At 47.6% G+C, this 23,385-nt stretch carries 3 protein-coding genes; all 3 read right to left on the bottom strand.

Features of this window, described 5'->3' with window-relative positions; translation table 11 throughout:
- Positions 1–113: 113 nt before the first annotated feature.
- The 3 genes from MHB54_RS23020 to MHB54_RS23010 are packed head-to-tail and all read right to left on the bottom strand — an operon-like array spanning position 114 to position 23,337.
- A complete protein-coding gene (locus MHB54_RS23020; protein WP_023989386.1) occupies positions 114–989 on the bottom strand; it encodes an SDR family NAD(P)-dependent oxidoreductase in 876 nt (291 codons plus the stop codon).
- 60 nt (positions 990–1,049) lie between these two features.
- On the bottom strand, positions 1,050–9,920 hold the full coding sequence (locus tag MHB54_RS23015) for a type I polyketide synthase (protein WP_340982038.1): 8,871 nt from the start codon (positions 9,918–9,920) through the stop codon (positions 1,050–1,052).
- Between the two features lie 31 nt (positions 9,921–9,951).
- The gene (locus tag MHB54_RS23010) at positions 9,952–23,337 is read right to left on the bottom strand and encodes an SDR family NAD(P)-dependent oxidoreductase (protein ID WP_340982037.1); all 13,386 of its coding nucleotides are present in this window, start codon (positions 23,335–23,337) and stop codon (positions 9,952–9,954) included.
- Positions 23,338–23,385 lie beyond the last annotated feature (48 nt).

Below are 23,385 nucleotides of genomic sequence, written 5' to 3'. Positions count from 1 at the left end.
CGTAGTATTGTGAGCCTTGGCCTGAAAACATAAAAATCACAGATCTGTCCATTCTAACCTCCCACAACATACTCATTGATAAAATCCCAATAACACCATTTAAAATACATATTTCACAGTAAATTACGAACTAATTGCATTTGGGAAGCTGTGGGATTGCTTTCGTTAAGAACATTCTCCATATGTTGTCTTATTGCAGGTTTGAATTTCGGCTCTGTTATGATATATAGCTGCCCTTTTTTGATTCCCTCAAACATCTGATTTGCTACATCCTCTGGAAGTATTCCATTCTGGACAGCCTTGCGGGCCAATTGATTAATGACTTGTCTTTCCGGGGGAAGATTTCCTAGTCCGGTCTGCTTACTCAGCTCCGTCGGTCGGTTCCGTTCCGCATCCATAATTTGGGTGCGTACGAACCCGGGGCAGACAACCGAAACTCCTACATTGGAACCTATCAATCTGAGTTCTTGGTGTAGCGTTTCAGACAAGCTTAAAACGGCATGTTTTGACGCGCTATATATGCCATTACCAGGGCCGGACAATAGCCCGGCGATGGAAGCTGTATTCACAATATGACATGCGGTTTTCTGTTTCAGCATAATAGGAACAAAAATTTCAGTTGCAAAGAGAATCCCCCATATGTTTACGTTTATTACCCACTGCCAATCCGCCACCGTATTTTCCCATAATAAGCAGCCCGTGCCGGCGTCCACCCCTGCATTGTTGAACAAAAGATGCACAGCCCCAAATGTCTGAACCGTTTTTTGCGCTAATGCACGTATATCAGCTTCTTTGGAAATATCCGTCACCACGGATAACGTTTCTGCACCCATGTCTTTCAATTGTTTTTCGGCCCTTAGAAGGGCCTCCTCCTCAATATCCGCGAGGACGACCTTCATGCCCTCATTTACACATCGATCCGCAATAGCACGGCCAATCCCACTGGCGGCTCCCGTAACTACGGCTATCTTATCTTTAAATTCCCTCATGATTTACCTCCAGAATATTTTGTATTTTCCATCTGATAGTGATCGGTTCCCTGTTTATGTTTAAAACAGGGTTATCGGTAGGGGGATTCTGCGAACATCTTTATCCTCATGGAGTGCCTCCCATGAAATCCTGCCCCCCTGGCTCCAATACATCGCTATATTTTCCATATTTTTCTCCTCTAGCAGCAATTGAGAAACGGTCTCTCCTATTTTCCCTGAGAGAAGCGCACTCGTATTTGAGTCTTCTGCACTTTCTCCTATAAATAAAGGAATAGATGCCCCTTCGGGCCCGTTGCCGCTATCGGCTATTTCGAGAAGTTCCCTAAGACCCGTGAGTAGATCCTGCCGCGTATTCGCTACGATTGCCGCCCGGCATGTCATCGCTTCGCGGCCTGTCTGAAGTGTAAAGGCAATATCTTGTAAGGCATCATCGCTCTGCTGCTCCAGATATCCCAGTAATTGATTGGCAAGCGCCATCAGTCTCTCACGATTTATGTCCGAGAGAATCACCACTTGGGGCTGATCTGCCACTCGTAAATGAATGTTGTCTTTTTCTGAAGGGATATATTCTTCCAGAATGAAATGCACATTAGAGCCTCCCGCACCAAAGGAGCTTACGGTTGCCCGCAACGGGAATTCCCGTTCTTCTCCCTGAATCTCAATTACAGGCCGCTCCCATTCCTGAACCTCCCGTTGCAAATAAAATGGAGTATTACTGAAATTAATATTAGGGTTAAGCTTCTCGGCCTTAATGGTAGGAACCAGTTTTCGATGCCACAATTGCAATATGACCTTGGTTAGCTGTGATATTCCCGAAGCCGCTTCTGCATGCCCTATATTGGATTTGACTGAGCCAATGGCACAAAATTGCTGCTCAGTCGTAAATTTCTGGAATGCTTTATTCAAAGCAGCAAGTTCAATAGGGTCTCCCAATGTAGAACCATTTGCGGCTGCCTCTACATAACTGATCGTCCGGGGGTCTATACCGGCTTTCAAAAAGTTTTCTTCGACTAGTTGCGCCTGCGCATTTGGGTTAGGGATTGTATATCCATTGCTATGTCCCCCATGATTGGTTGCCGTGGATTTAATAACCGCTAAAATGCAATCTCCATCCTGTACAGCCTTATGAAGCGGTTTTAAGAGTACCGCTCCAACTCCTTCCGCTGGAAGGTACCCATCCCCATCTGCAAAGCTTCTGCTATCTTCATGACTTCCAATCAACTGATTTTGACTGGATTCAATATACTTTTTGGGACTGGTCAATAGATTCCCCCCGCCAGCTACCGCTATTTGACACTCTCCCCTGATCAGGCTTTCACATGCCATATGGACAGCTACAGCTGAGGAAGAGCTCATCGTATCAATGGATATGCTCGGTCCCTGGAAATTGAAATAATGCGACATGGGGTTTGCGACTGCAACAGACCCAAATGATGTTACCCGTTGGGCAGAGTCCGGTTCGATATCACAGGAGCAGTATTTATGATACGTAGCGCCCACATAGACGCCAACTTTATTCTGGTGTTTCTTCTGTATTGCCTCTCGCGTATATCCTGCACTTTCAAGCAAATTCCATATTATCCCCAGGAAGAGTTGCTCCATCGGGTCCATTAAACTGATCTCATAAGGGGTGAGATGAAAGAATGCTGGCTCTGACAAGCTTATTCGTTCCATGAAACCGCCCCACTTGCAGTAGGTTTTTCCCGGCTTGTTTCTCTCCTTGTCAAAATAAAGATCGTGCTCCCAACGGTCTTTTGGAACTTCGGTAATGCAGTCCTTGCTATCTTGGAGATTGCTCCAGAACTCCTGAAGATTTTCCGCCCCTGGATATTTCCCGGACACCCCGATGACAGCAATGTCCATCGCTCCTGTTTCTTGTTTCTTCTCCTCCTGAGGCTCTACCTCGGTTGCCGAAAATTGGGGACGACGGAATATCGGAGAAGGGGCTTTTACCTGCTCCATACCAAACCATTCAATCAATTCGCCTCGATGCGATTCCAGAAAATATTCTATTAAACTCTGGATATTCGGATATTCAAAAAGTAAGGTCCTCGATAGCGGTCCGAAGTTTTTTTCCAGCTCATCGGTTAATTCCATTGACTTTATGGAGTCAACACCGTAGTTTTCCAGATTTTTGTCCTCTTCAATGCGATGTTCCGGCAGTCCAGTGGACGAAGAGAGCAGGCTCTTTAGGTAACTTGTCATTTTTTCACGCAGCAGCTCTTCTTCCTGGCTGGACACTACCTTATTTGTTATAGAAGTTGTGTCGGCTTTTGCACCCGCTGCTGCTGCCTGACCTATGCCAAACAAAGCGATCAACTCGTCTCGATAGGCTTCCACAAAATATTCCGTCAAACTCCGAATATCTGGATATTCAAAAAATAGAGTCCTCGACACCTGATAGAACGTTTTCTCAAGCTGGTCGGTCAACTCCATAGACTTTATAGAGTCAACCCCATAATTCTCAAAAGGTGTATTCTCTTCGATTCGATATACGGGCAGGCCAATGGACGATGAAAGCAGAGTCTTCAAGTAATGGACCGTCTTTTCACGCAGCAGGTCCGCTTCTCTGCCGGACACTTCCTTGTTTGCTGCCACAGTTGTGTCAGCTTTCGCGCCTGCCACCGCTACCTGATCTATACCAAACAAAGCAATCAATTGGTCTCGATAGGCTTCCACAAAATAATCCGTTAAACTCCGGATATCCGGATATTCAAAAAATAGAGTCCTCGACACCTGATCGAACGTTTTCTCCAGCTGATCGGTCAACTCCATAGACTTTATAGAATCAACCCCATAATTTTCAAAAGGTGTATCCTCTTCGATTCGATATACGGGCAGGCCGATGGACGATGAAAGCAGAGTCTTCAAGTAATGGACCGTCTTTTCACGCAACAGGTCTTCTTCCTGGCCGGACTCTGTCTTGTTTGCTGTGAAGGGAACGATGTTAGCTTCTGACCCGAGCGCCTGATCCCGAGATGCTTTACCGCTTTCTTCAAGCTGTCCCTCCATGACCATCATTGTGCTGATTAGATCTACGTCTCCTTCGATCACCATGACCTGATCCGAAATACAGGCTATGCTTTGGTACAGGGCGCTCATTCCTGTCTCTGTCCTCATCGCATACATACCCACCTTCTGCATGGCCTTCTCCGTCTCCTGGTCAGGCCGCATTCCGCCATCTTTCCATAACGGCCAATTGATGGACAGCGTTTTGCCTGTACGCTCCATGGAGGATACCAAGGTATTGCGGTACCAGGCATATGCGTCCATAAAAGCATTCGCGGCAGCATAGTCAGACTGACCTGCATTACCACCCACTCCCGAACCTGACGAAAAAAGGATAAAGAAGTCAAGAGCAATGTCCTTACTGGCTTGGTCCAGATTTACCAGTCCCGCAACCTTGGGCGCCAGCACTGCCCTGAATTCCAGGCTAGTCTTTTTAATAATATAGTTATCCTGGATGATTCCAGCACTGTGCAGGATGCCGTTGATTCCGCCGTATGTCTGTTTGATATCTTCAATTAAGCCAACCACAGCTTCCTTCCGCGTGACATCCGCCTGCTTGTATTCTACCCGGGCGCCCAATGCCTTTAATTCCTCCAATGAAGTCTGCTTGTCCTGATCCAGTAGGGAACGTCCAGTAAGAATCAAAGTCACTTCCTTGGCCTGATGCGCAATCTCTTTAGCAAAAATAAGACCTAAACCCTTTGCTCCTCCAGTAATCAAATAAACCCCGCGGTCTTTCCATGGAATATCCGATGTCTCTGACGGCATTTCTGCTTTACTCCAGACAGGAATCCAACGTTTGCCTTCTGCAAACCGGATGCGGCTATCCGCAGGGTGTCGGCTGTTCGTCTTTAGTATTTCGATGAGCCCTTCCATTTTTTCTGTACCCTCAACTTCAATTAACTGACCATCGATCTTTGGATTTTCCTTTTGCGCAGTTTTGAGTATGCCGCACAGCCCAGCGAAGAGCAGCTTTTCATGCTGAGGCATCGTTACAATCTGCACCAGCACCTTGCCTTTGGGTTTGTCATTCAGGATACTTTTTATTTTTTCAAAAACCTGGACGGCATACTTTTCGAAGCGCCGATCAACCTCTTCCATACCGGATTGCAGAGTGATACATTCCATTCCTGCCAAGGAGAACTCGATATCTCCTGCAGCAATGGTATCTGTTTCGCAAAGCATTACCACATGTCGTTCGTAAGTGGGAACCATCGTGTCCTCCGCAACCGCCTGTTCTTTCCAGAAGGGTTGGAGCATCATTACACCAGGTGTTTTCTCACATGCGCCCACTACCTTGTAGGAGCATCCTTTTATACGCACGCAGACTTGGCCTGCCTCATCACACAAATCAATGTCATACTTCTGCGTATTATGACCAGCCCCGCTTCCTCTGCTATACCGGATCAACGCCCACATTTCACAGGGACATTCCCGAAAAATTTCGAGTCTCTCAATGGCAGTCGGCCGTATTTTCTGTAGAGGGTCAATGCCTGAAGGCCGCATGATATTTTCATCATTCGAAAACAAGTATGCCGGCGGCATTTGCAAAGCAGCATTTATTATAAAGGGATGCAAAACAAATAAGCCCTCAGTATTCCTAATACCGGAAGGCAACGATAGCTTGGTCAGCACTAACCCCTGTCCTATATGCACTTGTTCATTGGCCTGATGTTCCGGACTGTAGTCGGCTCCCATGCCCCACACTGCTCCATCGTCTATCCCAGGCGAAACATGCTGAAAGCACTCCATCTGCAAAGCCTGTATATCCCACGTTTCCGCTTCATTTAACATCTTCAGTTCGGCACTACCCTGGCTGTGTAAGACAGGGTCCCCGGCTTCTGTTAATCTGCTATAGATTTTGAAGCCAATCGCTCCTTGATCTCCCGGAAAGAGCCCTATATGTATTTCTAACGGCTGATCTCCTATAGCGGGAGCATGTGTCCATACAATATCTTTAATAATGATGTTTGCCTGACCCTTCTCCTGTACTGTTAACGACTGCTCCACCGCTGCCCGCACCATTTCAAGGCATGCCGCTTCTGACAGGACAAGCTTTCCGTCAACTACGGAGTCCTTCAGATAAAACTCCTGACCGCTAAAGGTTGAACTAAATCTTTGCTCAGAAAGTACGGAGGTGTTTTGATGCAGTAATGGATGTAGATGTGCAGCCACATTGGCGAACGGCTTTTCTTCATCTACATGTATCCAATATCGTTCTCTGGCAAAAGGATATGTGGGTAAAGGGATACGGCGGGGCTGGACATTACCGTAAAGTCTGCTCCAATCAATACGGACACCCTTGACCCACAAGTCTGAGATTCTGCCGTACTTTTCCGCTAGAATCTGTAAATCAACCGTTTCATCGAGCGTTTTCTCCTCTGAGGCCATGTTCAAGCTCTCCTTGTCCCGCTTGGCCTGTCCCCGGTAAAGGTGTGCAATACTCTGTCTTCCTCCAATAAAGTCCCGCAACTTGTTTTTAAGTTCCTCCACTGACTCAACGACCACAGCGAGGCGCTCTTCCATCGCCTCACGTCCTGTTTGCAAGGTATGAGCCACATTCACCAGATCGTGATCGGAAAACTCATTCCGATCCATTGCAGCAGCCAATTGGCTTACCTGCTCCTTCAATGCTCCGTCACTTTTTGCCGACAGAACTATGACGACCGGTCTTGGAGGAGTAAAGGGATTTTGAAAGTCATCCTGTTCCGCAGGGAGGTATTCCTCAAGGACAATATGGGCATTAGCCCCACCGGCTCCAAAGGAAGATATCCCGGCGATCCTCGGGTATTCCCGTTGCTCGCCATCCTCCTCCACTATCGGACGCTCCCATTCAGAAAGTCCCTGTTGGACTACAAATGGCGTTTTGGAAAAGTTTATATTAGGGTTCAGTTTTTGGGAATGCAGGCTAGGGGCAATTTTCCGGTTTTTCATTTGCAAGATGATTTTAGCGATGCCTGCAATCCCTGCGGCCGCCTCTAAATGGCCTATGTTTGATTTTACCGAGCCGATAGCACAAAACCCCGTGTCCTGCGTATCTTTCTTAAATGCCTGGGTAAGCCCGGTGACTTCAATAGGATCACCGAGCTCCGTTCCAGTACCGTGGGCCTCAATATAACTGACTGCCCGGGCATTTACGCCTGCTTTATCAAAAGCCTCTCTAATCAGTTCACCCTGTGCTACCGGGTTAGGCACGGTATACCCGTTTGTTTTTCCTCCATGGTTGATACGGGTTCCCCGAATAACCGCATAGATATGGTCCTTGTCTGCAATGGCTCGTGACAAAGGTTTGAGCAGCACAACCCCTGCACCTTCGCCAGGGACAAATCCATTCCCGCCTTCCCCAAAGCTTTTACACCGCCCCTCAGGCGATAGCATTCTCATCGTACTGAGAAAGATATAGCTTGAAGGATGAAGATATAAGTTGACTCCTCCAGCAACAGCCATTTCGCATTCACCGTTAAAGATATGCTCACAGGCCTCGTGGATTGCAGTTAATGAGGAAGAGCACATGGTATCAACCGGGATACTGGGCCCCTTTAAGTTCAAGAAATAGGATATTCTGTTGGCTACCGAGCTGAAGGAGGTTCGCGGAAATACGGGTTGTCCTTGTTCCCACAGCTTTGGTCCATATAGATTGAACCCCGTTCCGGTAATTCCTGCAAAGACGCCAATCCGGCCATTATACTGTTCGGCGAGCTGTTCCCTGCTATATCCTGCATCCTCGAAAACCTTCCAGCATTCTTCCAGGAATATTCGCTCCTGAGGATCCATACTCATTGCTTCCCGGGGAGATATATTAAAGAAGAGAGGATCAAAATCTGCAAAACCCTCCACGAATCCTCCATATTTACTATAGCTTTTGCCCTTCTCAACCGCTTCTTTGATGTCGGAACAGTAGAACCCTTCCCTCTTCCAGCGTTCCGCAGGGATTTCTGTTATACAGTCTTTGCCCTGTTCCAGGTTGCTCCAGTACTCTTCCATATTTTTGGCCTGCGGATATCGTCCGCTTATACCAATAATCGCTATTTGCTCGTGTTTCACACGGTCTCTGTTAGTAGCCGTGTTGCGGATACGATTGTTTTCTTCCTTTGGCAGGGTTGACAAAGAAAACTCGCTGGCAGCATGCAAGGTTGCGGAAATGGAGACGGATTTCTCTTCCGTCTTTATCGGGCTTCCGAGTCCTGTCCACCGTACGCATTCCTTGTGATAATCAGCAATAAAATATTCGGCCACTGCCTCCAACGTCTGATATTCATAAAACAAGGTCATTGATATTTCTCCAAAAATGCCCTGCAGCTTTTGATTAAGCCTTGTAATCATGATGGAGTCAATGCCATAGCTCTCCAAAGGCTCGCTGACATCAATCTTGTCAATGCTCAGCTTGGTAACTTCTCCAAACAATAGTTTTAGCTGATATAAGGTTTTTTCCAGAAGCAGTTCAAGATTCACCTCTGAAGAAGCTGACTCTTCAACATATTCTTTCTCCTGTGGTTGGGACGCCAGGAAATACTTTTGCAATTTGGATTGCTCACCTTCTATTACTAATAACTGATTCAGTCCGACGGCCAGACCGTTATATAAAGCCTGGATACCGTTTGAAGCTTGCATGGCTACCATGCCAATACTTTGCCAAGCCCTCTCCGTGTCATCGTCCACATGCATCCCTCCATCCTTCCAAAGAGGCCAATTGACAGATAGCGTCTGCCCTTTGCGCCCCTTTGAGGATACAAGGCTGTTTCGATACGCGGCATAGGCATCCATAAAGGCATTAGCGGCAGAATAGTCGGCTTGACCGGGGTTGCCCATAATCCCAGCTATTGAGGAGAAGAGAATAAAGAAATCCAGATGTAGCTCCTTGGTCTCCTGATCTAAGTTCACCAGTCCGGCAACCTTTGGTGCCATTACTTCCGCGAACTCTTCCTGTGATTTATTCATAATAAAACGATCCTGTATTACTCCAGCACTATGAAGGATACCATCAAGGCCTCCATACTCTTCCCTGATCTCAAGGATCAATTTGGAGACCTCTTCCTTCCGTGCTACATCTACCTGTCTGTACTCAACGCGGGTCCCCAGCGCCTTCAACTTCTCCAATATGGCCTGTTTGCCTTCGTCTAGATTTGAACGGCCTACAAGAACTAGCGTGGCTTCCCTGACTCGCTGGGCGATATCCTCCGCAAAAATAAGTCCTAAACCTCCTGCACCACCCGTAATCAAATAAGTCCCCCGATCCTTCCAGGGTACTCTTCCCGTTGTCTCAGTGGGTTTCATCTCGTTCCAGACGAGAACCAAACGTTTACCATCCTCATACCGTATCCTTTTATTCTTTGGATATTGACTGTTCTCTTTTAATTTCTCAATCACCTCTTCCAGACCTACAGATTCCAATTCTACGAGTTGCCCTACGATTTTCGGGTTTTCTTTCTCAGCTGTCTGCAGTAATCCCAATAGTCCTGCGAAAGGTTGCTGTGCGCTTTGTGCGGAAACTGCAATCTGTATCAGTACGCTACCCTTGGATTCCTCTGTGAGAACCATTTGCACTTCCGTGAGCAGCTGGAGGGCATACGCCTGAAAGCGTTCATCCATGCTGCTTTGGCTGGCATGCAGCTTGATGCAACGGGTTCCTTTCATGAGCGATTCAATGCTTCGCTCCGCGAAATGATCCAGTTCGCAAAGCATCACCAGATGCTGGCTAAATTCAGGGCGTGCCACTTTCTGATGAGCAACTTGCTCTTTCCAGAAAGGCTCAAGCATAAGGACTCCCGTATCCGCCAAGGACCCCGCAGTCCCTGTTCCGCTTTGCGGGGCCTCATGTGAAACCATTTGAGCTTGAAATTGGCGTATTTTTACAATGGCATCCTCTTTCTGTATCCGTCCGCTTTTTACCTCGCCTAGAATATATTGAAAAAAATCCTTCATCTTCTATTGCCTCCCAGCACGTAGAAACTTCTCATTTACGTATACATATATTGAGGATTTCACTGGCAGCCTCATCAACAGACAGGGTATCGTTCATCATTTCATCCAAGAGTCTGCCGCACAATATATCATCAAAGTCTACATCGCTCTCACCTTGCGAAAATAATGCATAGGCTTTTACTTGATCCTTGCTTTCAGAAGCCCAGTAATGCTCTTTAGCAAAAGGGTAGGTAGGCAGGCTGATACGGTGAGGCATCTTCCCTGTGTAAAGTTTTTCCCAATCCAAATTTATCCCTTTGGCCCACAGCTCCAAAAGCTTGGTATATTTCTTTTTGGAAATCCAAAGATCGATCATTTGTTGCAAGTCTTCGTCCCCCGAAAAAATAGACAACGATTCTCTGTTACGTTTAGCCTGTCCCCTATATAGGTTGAGCATGTTATGGCGTCCATCCACAAAATTCTTTAATTTTTCCTCAAGCTCTGCGGTAGATTCCACAAGTATGGCTAAACGCTCCTCCATCGCTTCGCGCCCCACCTGAAGCGTGTAAGCAATATCCGATAGGCTTGCGGAGAATAGCTGACCCTGAAGAGCATTCAGCAGCTGCCGTCCCTTTTCCTTAAGCTGCTCCTCGCTCTTGGCTGACAACACGATCATGACAGGTCCCTGAGAAGCGGATTCTGCTCCAGACTGTTCCTGATACTCGGGAATATACTCTTCAATCACGATATGGGCGTTTGCCCCGCCTGCACCAAAAGAAGATATTCCAGCCCGTCTTGGATATTCTTTTGTGATTCCATCAGTTGTAATTACCGGTCTCTTCCATTCCTCCAGGCTTTGCTGAACGATAAATGGAGTATTGTTGAAATTAATTTCAGGGTTCAACTTCCTTGAATGTAAGGATGGTACTAGCTGGCTGTGCTTTAGCTGCAACAATATTTTAGTCACTCCTGCAATGCCTGCTGCACTCTCACAATGGCCTATATTAGATTTGACCGCCCCTATGGCGCAGAACTGCTTATCCTTTGTGAATTTTTCGAAAGCCCTTGTCAGTCCTGCAATTTCAATAGGATCTCCCAGAGCTGTACCGGTTCCGTGGGCTTCAATATAACTGACTGTCCTTGCATCGACATCCGCACGCTGGAGCGCTTCTTCAATCAACCAGGATTGAGCTTGAGGGCTAGGTACTGTATAACCGCTGGTTTTACCTGAAGCATTAAGCATGCTCCCTTTGATTACTCCATAAATATGGTCGCCATCTGCAATCGCCTTCTCCAACGGCTTCAACACGATCGCGCCGACACCCTCTCCGTCGACGAATCCATCTGCCTGATCTCCGAATGACTTACATTCACCCGTTTTAGAAAGCATCGTCATAGCCGACAGCTTGATATAGTGGATAGGGTCTACAATCAAGTTGACTCCCCCGGCAATGGCACACTCGCTTGTACCGCTATACAGGCTTTCCAAAGCCAAATGGATCGCCGTCAATGAGGAAGAGCAAGCGGTATCTAAGGACATACTCGGACCTTGGAAATCCAAATGATAGGAAACCCGATTCGAGATGGAATTATATTGAGGTCCCAAACCGTAATTCCCGTTCATAACGCCTGCAAATACACCGACTCTTCTACTCTCACAAAGATTGGCAGGGGTATACCCAGCATCCTCTATGCTTGCATATGCTGCTTCCAGGAAAAGTCTTTCCTGCGGATCCATTGTTTCGGCTTCTGCGGGAGAAATCTTAAAAAATAGCGGATCGAATAAATCAATGCCTTCGATAAAACCGCCCGATTTCGTATAGATTGTGCCCCTTTTCCCTTTTTCTTGGTCAAAGTAGGTCTTCCAATCCCAACGGTCTTTCGGAATTACAGTTATGCAATTTTTACCTTCTCTTAGATTATTCCAATATTCCTCTATATCACGAGCTCCCGGATAGCGTCCTGACATCCCAACAATCGCAACATCCCTAATTTTGGAGGATCGTGTCGTTGGCTTTTCCTTTGTGCTGTCAGAAGGCTTAAGGAAACGCCCTCCCCGGTCAAACTTCATTGGGACAGTAGCGAGTAATTGTGAAGCAGGGACCTCTTCAACTCTGGAAGTCTCTTCGGTCAACTCCTGTTCCTTCATTCCTACCAGCTTCTTCAACGAGTCCTTTTGCGTTTGAAGAAGGTATGCTACTAGATCATCTATGGTGTTGTACTCAAAAAACAGCGTGCTGGCAAAATCCTCGATGACTTCACGCAAAACATTTGTGATTTGCACAACCAATATCGAGTCGATTCCATACTCTTCCAGGGCAACCGTTGAGTCGATACTTCCCGGTTCCATTTTTAGCGTCTCACCAAGCAAATGTTTAAAGTACGCCGTACTTTTTTCACGCAGCACATGTTCTACCTCTATTTTGGGTTGAGTTCGTTGCTTCACTGATACCGTTTCTACGGTTCTTTTCTCTATCAATATTGATCTTCGTTTGTGCTGTCGCTTTTGCCGAACCAAGCCATCGCTTTGGGCTGCAACAATCTGCTGGCCCCAATCATGCGCCTCTTGCGCCGGGAAGAACGCTGCATGGAAACCTTCTTTGTCCAGTACGGTTTCCCATATTTGAGGGTGAAGCCCTGGGCATCCAGGAATACGCCATTCCGGATCCTCATACGCCCACCAGCCATCTAGCAATCCGAAGGTAAGGTGGGTAAACACGCTACTACCTGTGATTTCATTGAGCAGGAGCAAGCCGTTGCTTTTCAAAACCGCTTTAGCATTACGTAACGCCTGGCGGATGTCTTTTGCGGTATGAAGTACATTAGCGGCAATGACAATATCATATTTACCCGTCTCAACACCTTGCCCAGCAATAGGTTCTTCAACATTAAAAATCTGGTAGCTGAGATACGGATTATGCGGCCCATACTCTTTTTCCGCGTGCATCAAAAAGGCTTTGGAAATATCGGTATAGCAATATTCCTGAATGTGTTTGCGGTATGGGCGCAATTTCAGGAATAGCGTGGCACTGGTTCCTCCGGTGCCCGCTCCGATTTCCAGAATTCTGATTTTCGCAGTGGAGTCGGCCATAATCCTCTCCTGAATATAAGCGGCAGTAGTATCGGCAAGTACTTCATTAAAGTAGTCCACCACCAGATTGTTCTTGTAAATTCCTTCCACTAGTTCCATTGAGGAATTGGGAAAGATGACTTCAGTCGCAGGCGATTTTCCGGTAAGCACTTCCGGTAAAGCCCGTAGCGTTGTCTCAACCAAATTAACCCTTGCTCTCATCTGCGGATATTGTAGCCATGTACGCTTGCGCTCTTCCCATTCCTGCCAGACATCATCTCGATCCGTCAAGCTGGAGTTTCTACCTGATAGGTCGTTATCCATCTGTGTCAAAATCTCCATGCTCTCTTTCAGCCATTTGCCATATAGCTCAGGTAGTCCGAGTTTATTTTTGAACTCGTCGACGGACTGACGATCTGTCCCTGATAACCCCATGGACAAGAGCTGCTCCCGCAACAACCTGCTTAGGAGATGTTCCATCTCCCTTTCCTGGAGGTCGCCCATATCGTCTGCAGCATAGTTTTCGATAAAATGGCTTCTTGATTGTATTGCTGTAGCAATATTTTCCTGTATATCCCTGAGATTCGGATCCGAATTAGGCGGGTAGAGATCAATCTCTTCCGTCGGATTAGTCCCTTCCATCTCCAAATGTCTTGTTGTTTTCATAAGCCCCATTTGGTCAACTGGTGAGGCAAGAAGCGTCTCAAGCGCCTCCATCCCCTCCTGCGGGTCAATGAGCCCAACACCTATTTGCGCCAGTCTGGAGTAATTTTCTACCTCCTGCCCTCCATTTTGAGAGGCATTGTTTTCGCCGCTCCCCCAGTATCCCCAGTTCATGACCTTCACCGGACAACGCCATTCCTGCGAAAGACGATGCGCAAACGCGTCTTTAAAGGTACTTCCGGCAGCATAGCTACTTTGTCCCGGATTCTTTACATAGGTAATCATGGAAGAGAAGAACAATACGAAATCCAACGGCTCATTTTGGAAGACCTGAGCCATGCGTACACTTACATCAACCTTTGCTGAAAGCCCTGACCGGAGCTCTTCCTCCGTCAAATCTTCCAAGCCCTTCTCCAAAAATGAAATGGCTGAGTGGACCACTCCGTTTATGTTGGAGTACCGCTGTTTTATTTCCTCATATGCCCGCTGCAGCTCCCTTTCGTCTGCTACATCCGCCGTGATATAGCATGGAACAGGTCCCAGGCCTTCAAATCCGTCCAGTTTGTCCTGGATAGAGGCATCCTTTTGCCTTCTGCCTAGCCACACCATCTGGGCCTGGTAGGTACAGGCCATATACTTGCTCCAAGCCTCTCCGATAGTGCCGGCGCCCCCGATGACCACATAGACGCCTCCGGTTTTATATAGCGTCTGTCCTTTTAAACCTGAAGTCTGTTTGAATGGGATCAAGTGCTGCCGGTACCACTGCCCATTTCTGTAAATCCACATCCGTCCTTGCCGATCCGAAGGCAGCGTAAACATATCAGATAGCGGCCAGTCATCATCGGATTGCAGGTCAAGGATACGGATTTTCCAGTTCGGATATTCTTTAGCCATGGTGCCTACCAGCCCATGAAGACTTGCGTGAGTCGGGTTGACTGTATCGTTCTGATCCATCGGCTGAGCTTGATTGGTTATCGTTGTCCAGCCTAGCTTTTTCGTCCCGTATCCCAATAGAAGCATCGCTTTGACCATTCTAAAGAAGAGAAGGACTCCCTGCTCCTGTTCCTTGATCAAGGATTCGGGAGTCACCGATTCGACGGAAGCACAGGGTGCAATCCACAGGATATGGTCAACGGCTCCATATTCTTCTACCTTTGAGGCAACTGTTTCAATGGAATCGTGCGCTTGAAGCTCCAAGAAATGCGCCCTAGGATAATACTCCCGGATGGCCTGTCTGACTTTGTCAGTACCACCTGCAATGACCAATCGGTCTGTCGGTGACGGGGAAACGACATCTTTTTTTACAGCAGCCGGGTCCCATTTCGGGATGAGCATTACGGATCCTACAAGCGGGTCGGCGGCACTTTCTCCTGCCGCTGCGCCTTGTGCATTTTCAATGCCGACTTCTCCTTCCAGCGCCCGGGTGGATAATCCTGTTATTCTGACGCAAATAGTTCCTTCCTCATCACACAAGTCAATATTAAGCTTCTGTACCTTGTCTTCTTTCTTGCTGCCCTCGCTGTATTGAATCAACGACCACATGGTCGGGGTGCATGCCCCATAAATCTCAAACTCTTGGAGGGCAAACGGCATGTGAGGCGTAGCTGGTACAGCGCTACCCGGTAGCCCTCCGTTCTCTTGGCCCATGATTAGCCCGATCGATGCATGCAAGGCCGAATCCAGCAAGCTGGGGTGAAGGACCAAGCTGTCCGTCATATTAGAAATAAAGGAAGGCAATGCCAGCTTGGCTAGCACCCTGCCCGGATGTGTATATACCTTCTCCACACATCTGTATGCCGGGCCATAATCCATTCCCATTTCCTCGAAGATTTCGTAACATTGCGATCCGTTAAACCTGTGTTGACCAAAATCTGCCTGTAACGCCTTAAGGTTTAGTGTCGGTTTTTGCTCTACGCAAACCTGCACCGCATCACCTTGGCTATGCACGGTATGCCCTCTTTCGCTTCCTACTTGCCCGCTATACACTTCAAAGCTGATTTTTCCGGTGTCTTCCAGAGAGAGCCTGGTGTGTACAGGAACTGGCTGGTTGTCCACCACAATGGGCCGAATCCAGTTTACATTTTTCAAACGGATTCCTGTTGTGCTGTTGTCCATATCTCCTGTGGAACGTTCTACAGCCGCCCGTACCATCTCAAGATAGGCTACGCCAGGCAGAACCTTTTGGCCTTTCACAACATGATCCTTGAGGAAAAATTCCTCGCCTGTAAACGTTGAACTGAACCGCTGCTCCAGAAAGTCTGAAGTGTTCTGATGCAGTAAAGGTGTCAAAAAGGATGATTGGGACGAAGCGGCTTCTGTTATTGCGGCGCTCTTTTCCTCATGTACGGGTATCCAATAGCTTTCTCTGGCAAAAGGATAGGTTGGCAGACTCATCCTGCGAGGCTTCACATCCTCATAAAGCTTGTTCCAATCCAAAATCAGTCCCGTAACCCAAAGTTCAGCGAGCTTTCCATACTTCCCTTTGTCCACCCATGCATCAATCATTTTAGCCATATCTTCATCGACTTCCTGAGTGACAAGCCCTCCTCTATTACGCTTTACCTGTCCTCTATACAATTCTTCTACGCCTTCCTTTTTTTGTAGGAAGCCTTCCAATTTCCAGTCAAGCTCTTGGATGGATTTTGCAATGATCGCCAGACGTTCGTCCATCGCTTCTCGCCCGATTTGCAGCGTGTAGGCGATATCTGAGAGACTTGTATGCGGGTCATTCAGTTCTCTGAGTGCAGACAGCAATCTTTGCACCTGCTCGTCCAGCCTTTCCTTATTTTTGGCCGACAACACGACTATGACAGGATTCAGGGATGCAGGAGCAGTTTGCTGCTGACTAGCTTCTTCTGGAATATATTCTTCGATGACCACATGAGCGTTAGAGCCCCCAGCACCAAAGGCCGATACTCCTGCTGCCCTTGGGTATTCTCTGGTTTCACCGTTGATAGCAATTACTGGTCTTTTCCACTCTTCTAACCCCTGCTGAACTTTAAAGGGACTATCGCTGAAGTCGATATTGGGATTTAAGGTACTTGCATGTAGCGAAGGCACGATTTGTTTATATTTCAACTGCATAAGCACCTTTGTCACCGCGGCGATACCAGCAGCACTCTCACAATGCCCGATATTAGACTTCGCCGACCCGATTGAACAGAACTGCTTATCGCCGGTATATTTCCGGAAGGCCTTCTGTAAGCCTGCAATTTCAATCGGGTCTCCCAGTGGAGTTCCTGTTCCATGGGCTTCTATATAGCTGATGGTTCTGGGGTTGATTCCTGCCTCCTTAATTGCCTGACCAATCACACGGGCCTGTGCGTTGGGGTTAGGTACGGTATAGCCGTTGGTTTTTCCCCCGTGGTTCACTGCAGTTCCTTTGATAACTCCATATATCCGGTCTCCGTCTGCTATGGCTTTGGCTAATGGCTTGAGCAGCAAAGCCCCGACTCCTTCTCCCGGTACATATCCGTCTCCCTGTCCGAAGCTTTCACATCTCCCATTGCTTGATGCAAAACTTCCCTGTCCCAACAATAGGTATTTGTTAGGATGGATGGAGACGTTGACCCCTCCTGCTACTGCCAGTTCGCATTCTCCATGCTGTAGTCCATGACAGGCCATATGAATTGATGTCAGTGACGAGGAGCACATGGTATCTACAGCGATACTTGGCCCTTGAAAATTACAAAAATACGATACCCGGTTGGCAACCGCCGAGGCATTCCCGAGAAGTCCAATCATCCTTCCCTTGGCTTGTTCCTGGGCTCCATAGAGTTGATACTCATGGTACATCACTCCGACGTAAACCCCGACATTGCCTTCTATGCCGCCAAGCTCCCGCTCTGCACAAAGGGTTTCTCTCGTATAACCTGCATCCTCTATCGTTTCATAAACGCATTCCAGGAATAAGCGCTCCTGCGGGTCCATCGTTTCCGCTTCCCTTGGCGAAATATTGAAAAACAACGGGTCAAACCAGTCCACTCCATCGATGAACCCTCCCCACTTGCTGTAGGTTTTTCCGGGCTTGCCTCTGTTTTCATTAAAGTACAGACTGTGATCCCAGCGTTCCTTAGGAATCTCTGTAATGCAATCCTTTCCATCCCTTAGGTTGTCCCAGAACTCTCGGATACCCAATGCTCCCGGATATCTCCCCGACACGCCGATAATTGCAATGTCTAATGCCTTCTTCTCCTGATGTGGCTGTATACCTGTCGGGAAAAGCCATGGACGCCTACGATTAGCCGATATCGAGACTAAAGGCTCTATGGTTGCTTTTATAGGTACTTTCGGGCCTGCATCAGGAGCCGTATTCTTCTCTGTCGCTTCTACAGCATCAATCAGCCGACCGCGATACGATTCAAGGAAATAACCCGTCAATGACCGGAGATTCTGGTATTCAAAAAATAATGTTTTCGGTAATGAGCCGAAAGTCTTTTCCAATTCATTGGTAAGCTGCATAACCAGTATGGAGTCAATCCCATACCTGTCCATTGGTGCATTTACATCTATACTTTCAGCGGGCAGCTTGATCACGGTTGAAAGTACCGTTTTCAAATAACCCTCCGCTTTTTCCCTTAGCCATTCTTCTCCGATAAGCGGTGCTCCTCCGCTTTCCATTACAGATCGGCCTGAGACATCAGTTTCCGAGAGCTGGCCTAAAATTGCCGCTTTAATCCTTTGGGGATACCCTTCGATCACCATAACCTGACTTCTGCCGGAAGACAGGCTTTGATACAAAGCTTTGATTCCATTCTCCGTTTGCATGGCAATCATGCCCAGGTCTTGCATCGCCCTTTCCGTTTCCAGGTCGACATGCATGCCTCCATCCTTCCACAGAGGCCAGTTTATCGACAGTGTTTGCCCCTGGCGCTGCTTTGCTGTCACCAAAGCATTTCGATAGGAGGCATACGCATCCATAAAGCCATTAGCAGCGGAGTAGTCAACCTGCCCTACATTGCCAAGGCTTCCTGCGCCAGAAGAAAATAAGATAAAGAAGTCCAGAGGCAGGTCTCTGCTGGCCTGGTCCAGATTCATCACTCCTGAGACCTTCGGAGCCAGCACTTCTCTAACCTCTTCTTTAGTCTTCTTGATGATGAAGTTGTCCCGAATCACTCCGGCTGTGTGCAAAATACCGTTAATGCCGCCAAATTGCTCGACGATGCCATGAATTAGCCCGGTAACCGATTCGTTGTGGCCCACATCCGCCTGTTGATACTCTATATGACCGCCCAGCACTCTCAGTTCGCTCAACAGAGCCTTTTGGTCCGCAGAAAGTGATGACCGACCCACCAATACGACGGTGGAGTTTTTCACATTGCGCACAATGTCTCTGGCAAAAATGAGCCCCAGGCCGCCTAAGCCACCAGTAATGAGATAGATCCCACCATCTCTCCACGGCAGGTCTGCATCTTCACGTAAGGCTTCAATTTCTTGCCACATTAAAGCCTGTCGTTTGTCCCCTTGGTACCGTATCCGTTCGTTATGCCGGTCACTTCGGTTCCCTTGTAGTTTCTCAATGATTCCTTCGAAATCATTCTCTACATCAAGCTCAAGCAACTGACCCATGACATTCGGATTTTCTTTTTGAGCGGTTTTCAGCATTGCAAAGAGCCCGGAATAAACCTGTTGGTCCTTCCGAGCGCGGGTTGCAAGCTGTATCAAAACTTTCTGTTTTGGGATGTCTAGCAGGATGCTTTGCAATTCTTCAAATATCTGAATGGTATAATCTTCAAACCGACTGTCCATATCCATGCTGGAGGACTGTAAAACAAGGCAGCGAGTACCATCCATGTGGGCTTCAATATCCTTCCCGGAGATACCATCCACTTCACACAGGATCACAACATGCTGGATATCTTCGTTAGCGTTCACCCCTGTGGTGACAGGCATCTCCTGCCAGATAGGCTCAAGCATCAGTGTACCCATGTCCTCAGTGATGCTGGCTTGCCGCACATCTCCTTCCAAAGCTCTGGATAAAAGCCCTTTGAGCTGCACGCAAATCTTCCCGGTCTCATCGCACAGATCAATATCCACCTTGCTTAATCCATTCGACGTCTCTTCACTCCCATGTTGCGAGATCCGGGCCCACATCACTGGAGTGCATTTTTCGGATATCTTCAGTTCCTCCAAAGCAAAGGGTAACGCTGGCTTGCCTACAGGCAAATTTTCTTCCGAACCCATTACCAAGCCGATTGTGGCCTGCAAAGTTGAATCCATCAAAGCTGGATGCAGTACAAATTCAGTTTGAGTATGGAGTACAGCGGATGGTAGGGACAGCTTGGCCAGCACGTAATCCTTTCCTCGAAAGATTGCCTCAATGCCACGGTGTGCGGGTCCATAGTCTATCCCCATGGCTTTGAAAGCTTCATAGCATTGGCTTGAAGAAAGTGGTGTGCGGGTACAGTCTGCCCGTAAGACATTCAGGTCCAGATACTGTAGCTCGCCAGCCCTCTCCAGCACAGCCATTCCCTGACTGTGTATAATGCCCTCAGCGTCGGTTCCTTCCATCCCGCTGCATACTTCAAACGCAATCTCTCCATTGTCCTGGGGATATAGACTGATGAGTACCCTGACCGGTCCGTCTGCTACAACCACAGGCCGAGCCCATACGATATTTTTCAGCTGAATATGGGTCCCGCCTTCTACTACGGCCCCCACTGCCTCTTCTACAGCTGCTCGCACCATTTCGAGGTAAGCCACCCCGGGTAATGTTTGTTGACCCTTGATTCTGTGGTCTGACAGGAAAAATTCCCGGCCTGTAAAAGTAGAGCTATAACGTTGTCCGGAGAGATCGGAAATATTCTGATGCAATAAAGGATGAATTTGGGCAGTCATAGCCAGATTTACACTGCCTTGTCCAGTGTCTGTTTCGGATAACCAATAGCGTGCCCTTTCGAAAGGATAGGTCGGCAGACTGATTCGTCTGGGCTTGATATCTCCATAAAGTGCGTTCCATTCAATGCTTGCGCCATTGGCCCACAATTTGGCTACCTTATCAAGTCTTTTCTTCTCAGTCCAGGCCCGAACCAGGGTTCCGGTGTCTTCGTCCGAATCCAAGAGTTCGATTCCGCCACCTGGATAGTTCACACGGCCGATCAGCACTTTTTCCGACGAGTTTCCGTTAATAAAATGTTCAAGTTCATCTATCAGATTTTCTCTTGAATCCGTCAAAAACGCGAGACGCCAGTCCATGGCCTCTCTTCCCACTTGCAAGGTATAGGCCAGGTCCGTGAGATTAACGCTTTCGTGCAACTTAACAAAATTCATCATATCTGCTGCATAGGTTTTCAAGGATTGTTCACTTTTAGCGGACAGCACAAATAGTCCCGGGTTGTCTTTACCCACTGGGGGTAGATTCACCGCAGAGACTACAGGAACATATTCTTCAATAACCATATGAGCGTTAGTGCCGCTAAATCCGAAAGAACTTACGCCCGCACGCCGGGGTACTCCCGGTTCGGGCTCCCAGCTTTGCAGGCTGGTGTTAATATAGAACGGACTATCCTCCAGAGAAATATGCTCATTTAAGGATTCGAAATGAATGGTAGGCGGCAATTGGTGGTGCTTCATGGCCAGCAGCACTTTCATCACACTGGCCACTCCGGCCGCAGTCATCATATGACCCATATTGCTTTTCAGTGACCCCAATGCGCAATAGCCCTTCTTGCTTGTATAGGATCGGAATGATTCCGTAAGTCCCTCCACCTCGATAGGATCACCCAGCTTTGTTCCTGTTCCGTGGGCCTCTATCATGGAGATGGTTTCGGGATGAATGTTAAACCGTCGATATACGTCTTTTTCCAGCGAGATTTGTGAATTTACACTTGGGGCAGTTATTCCGTTGGTTTTTCCATCCTGGTTCATTCCCCATCCCCGAATAACTCCATATATGGAGTCCTTGTCTCTGACTGCATCAGAGAGCCGTTTTAATAAAATGACCCCAACTCCTTCTCCGGGGACAAACCCGTTTGCACGGGCATCAAAGGTAAAGCACCGTCCATCCTTGGACAGCATTCCTGCCTTGCTAGTCATAACATGCATCCCCGGACCAGCCATAATCATGACTCCGCCTGCCAAAGCAAGGTCACTTGTTTCTAAAAGGAGACTGTTGCAGGCTTCAGCAATAGCCACCAGAGAGGAAGAGCATGCGGTATCAATAGCCAAAGAAGGACCTTTCAAATTTAGCAGATACGAAATCCGAGCGGATAGAATTGAAGGCGACCCTCCCATAAGAACCTGCGCATTTAGCCCCTGCCCACTCATGGACCTCCCATAATCACTGGCTGCACAACCTACAAAAACACCGCAACGGCTCTCCGACAGTGAGGCTGGATTTAATCCAGCATCTTCAATGCATTTCCAGCTGCTTTCAAGAAATAGGCGCTGTTGAGGATCCATCATCTCTGCTTCTGCAGGGGATATATTAAAGAACAACGGGTCAAATTTATCTACATCCTCTAAAACACCCATCCATTTGCTATAGGTTTTTCCCTGAGCCTTGGGATCGGTATCGTAATATTCATCGATTGACCATCGCGTTGAAGGGATTTCCGATATACAATCCCTGCCCTGAGCCAGATTGTCCCAAAATTCAGCCAAAGTCCTGGATTCGGGGAATTGCCCTGCCATACCAATAATTGCGATAGACTCCTTATGTTCCTGACCGCGCGGCATATCTGGCATAGCTTTTTTAGAATCAGCATGCTTGACCGTTTTGTGGGAATCATTGCTATTCGGCAGCTGTCCATAGGCGAATTGAATCCGTTCTTTAACTTCTTGCTGATTCACAAACGTCTTATCCTGCATTTTTATTTCTTTTTCAATAGTAGCCGCCAGCTTTTCTCTTATCGATTGGGCCATATGGTTTTTCAGCTCAATTAATGACTCCCTGGGAGACTCAGACAGTTTTCTTGCCAGCTGCATGGCGTGCGGCACCACTTCATTCCTCGGTACAACCGGAAAAGGAACCCCTTTGGTTTCCAGTTCCGAACCACTATATCTAGTACCTGTAAATAGAATTTCCTGTGCCATACTAACCCCGAATTTCTCAGGGAAAATCAGGGTCGAACCCGCTCCGGGAGTAAAGCCGTACTTCATAAAGTTAGTAGTATAGATGCTTTCCCGACTCATCACGATAAAATCGCAAAACATCCCCATGCACCAGCCAGCACCAATCCCATGTCCCTGCATAGCAGCGATGACGGGCAGCTTGCAATCCAAAGCAATCTTGTAAACATTGGTATCGCTATATTTCGCCTTTCCCTCATGGATAGCCAGCAACCCCTCTTGGGTGCCTCCTGTGGCAAAGTAGGTGTCATATCCCGTCAGAATCACAACTTTATAATTCTCGTTAGCCTGCACTGTCTCAAACGCCTGATTCAGGCCGATAATTAGTTCATCGGAAAATGTATTTTTGTGCGCCGTGTCCTTCATTTTCAACAAGACAATCCCGTGCTCAAATTCCTGCAATTCAACCACAGACTGTACCTTCATTTGGGAGGCGCTTATCTCCTGCCCATCCTCCGACGTGTGGAAGCTGTCCAATGGTTGCAACGTGAAAGCCCGTCCTTCTGATAATTCCTGTGGACTGGCTTCCAATGATTCATCCGGGAGCTCGCCAATAAATTGAAGCAATTGTTTTTCAGCATCTTCATAATTGATTTCCCCTGCTTGCACCGCACGAAAAATATCTTTTGAATCCATAAACATGTCCTCCTAGCTGTATGAAATAGGACAAATATCGTGTTGGCT

Origin of the sequence: Paenibacillus sp. FSL M7-0802 (genome assembly GCF_038004945.1) — a bacterium.
In the GTDB taxonomy this organism is placed as follows: Bacteria; Bacillota; Bacilli; order Paenibacillales; family Paenibacillaceae; genus Paenibacillus; species Paenibacillus polymyxa_B.
Note: the sequence above shows the minus strand (reverse complement) of the source record. Positions and strands in the feature narration are given on the sequence as shown.

Bases quoted from the DNA above. Each gene is read 5' to 3' on its own strand.
- MHB54_RS23020 (WP_023989386.1), bottom strand. From the start codon at position 989: ATGAGGGAATTTAAAGATAAGATAGCCGTAGTTACGGGAGCCGCCAGT.
- MHB54_RS23015 (WP_340982038.1), bottom strand. From the start codon at position 9,920: ATGAAGGATTTTTTTCAATATATTCTAGGCGAGGTAAAAAGCGGACGG.
- MHB54_RS23010 (WP_340982037.1), bottom strand. From the start codon at position 23,337: ATGGATTCAAAAGATATTTTTCGTGCGGTGCAAGCAGGGGAAATCAAT.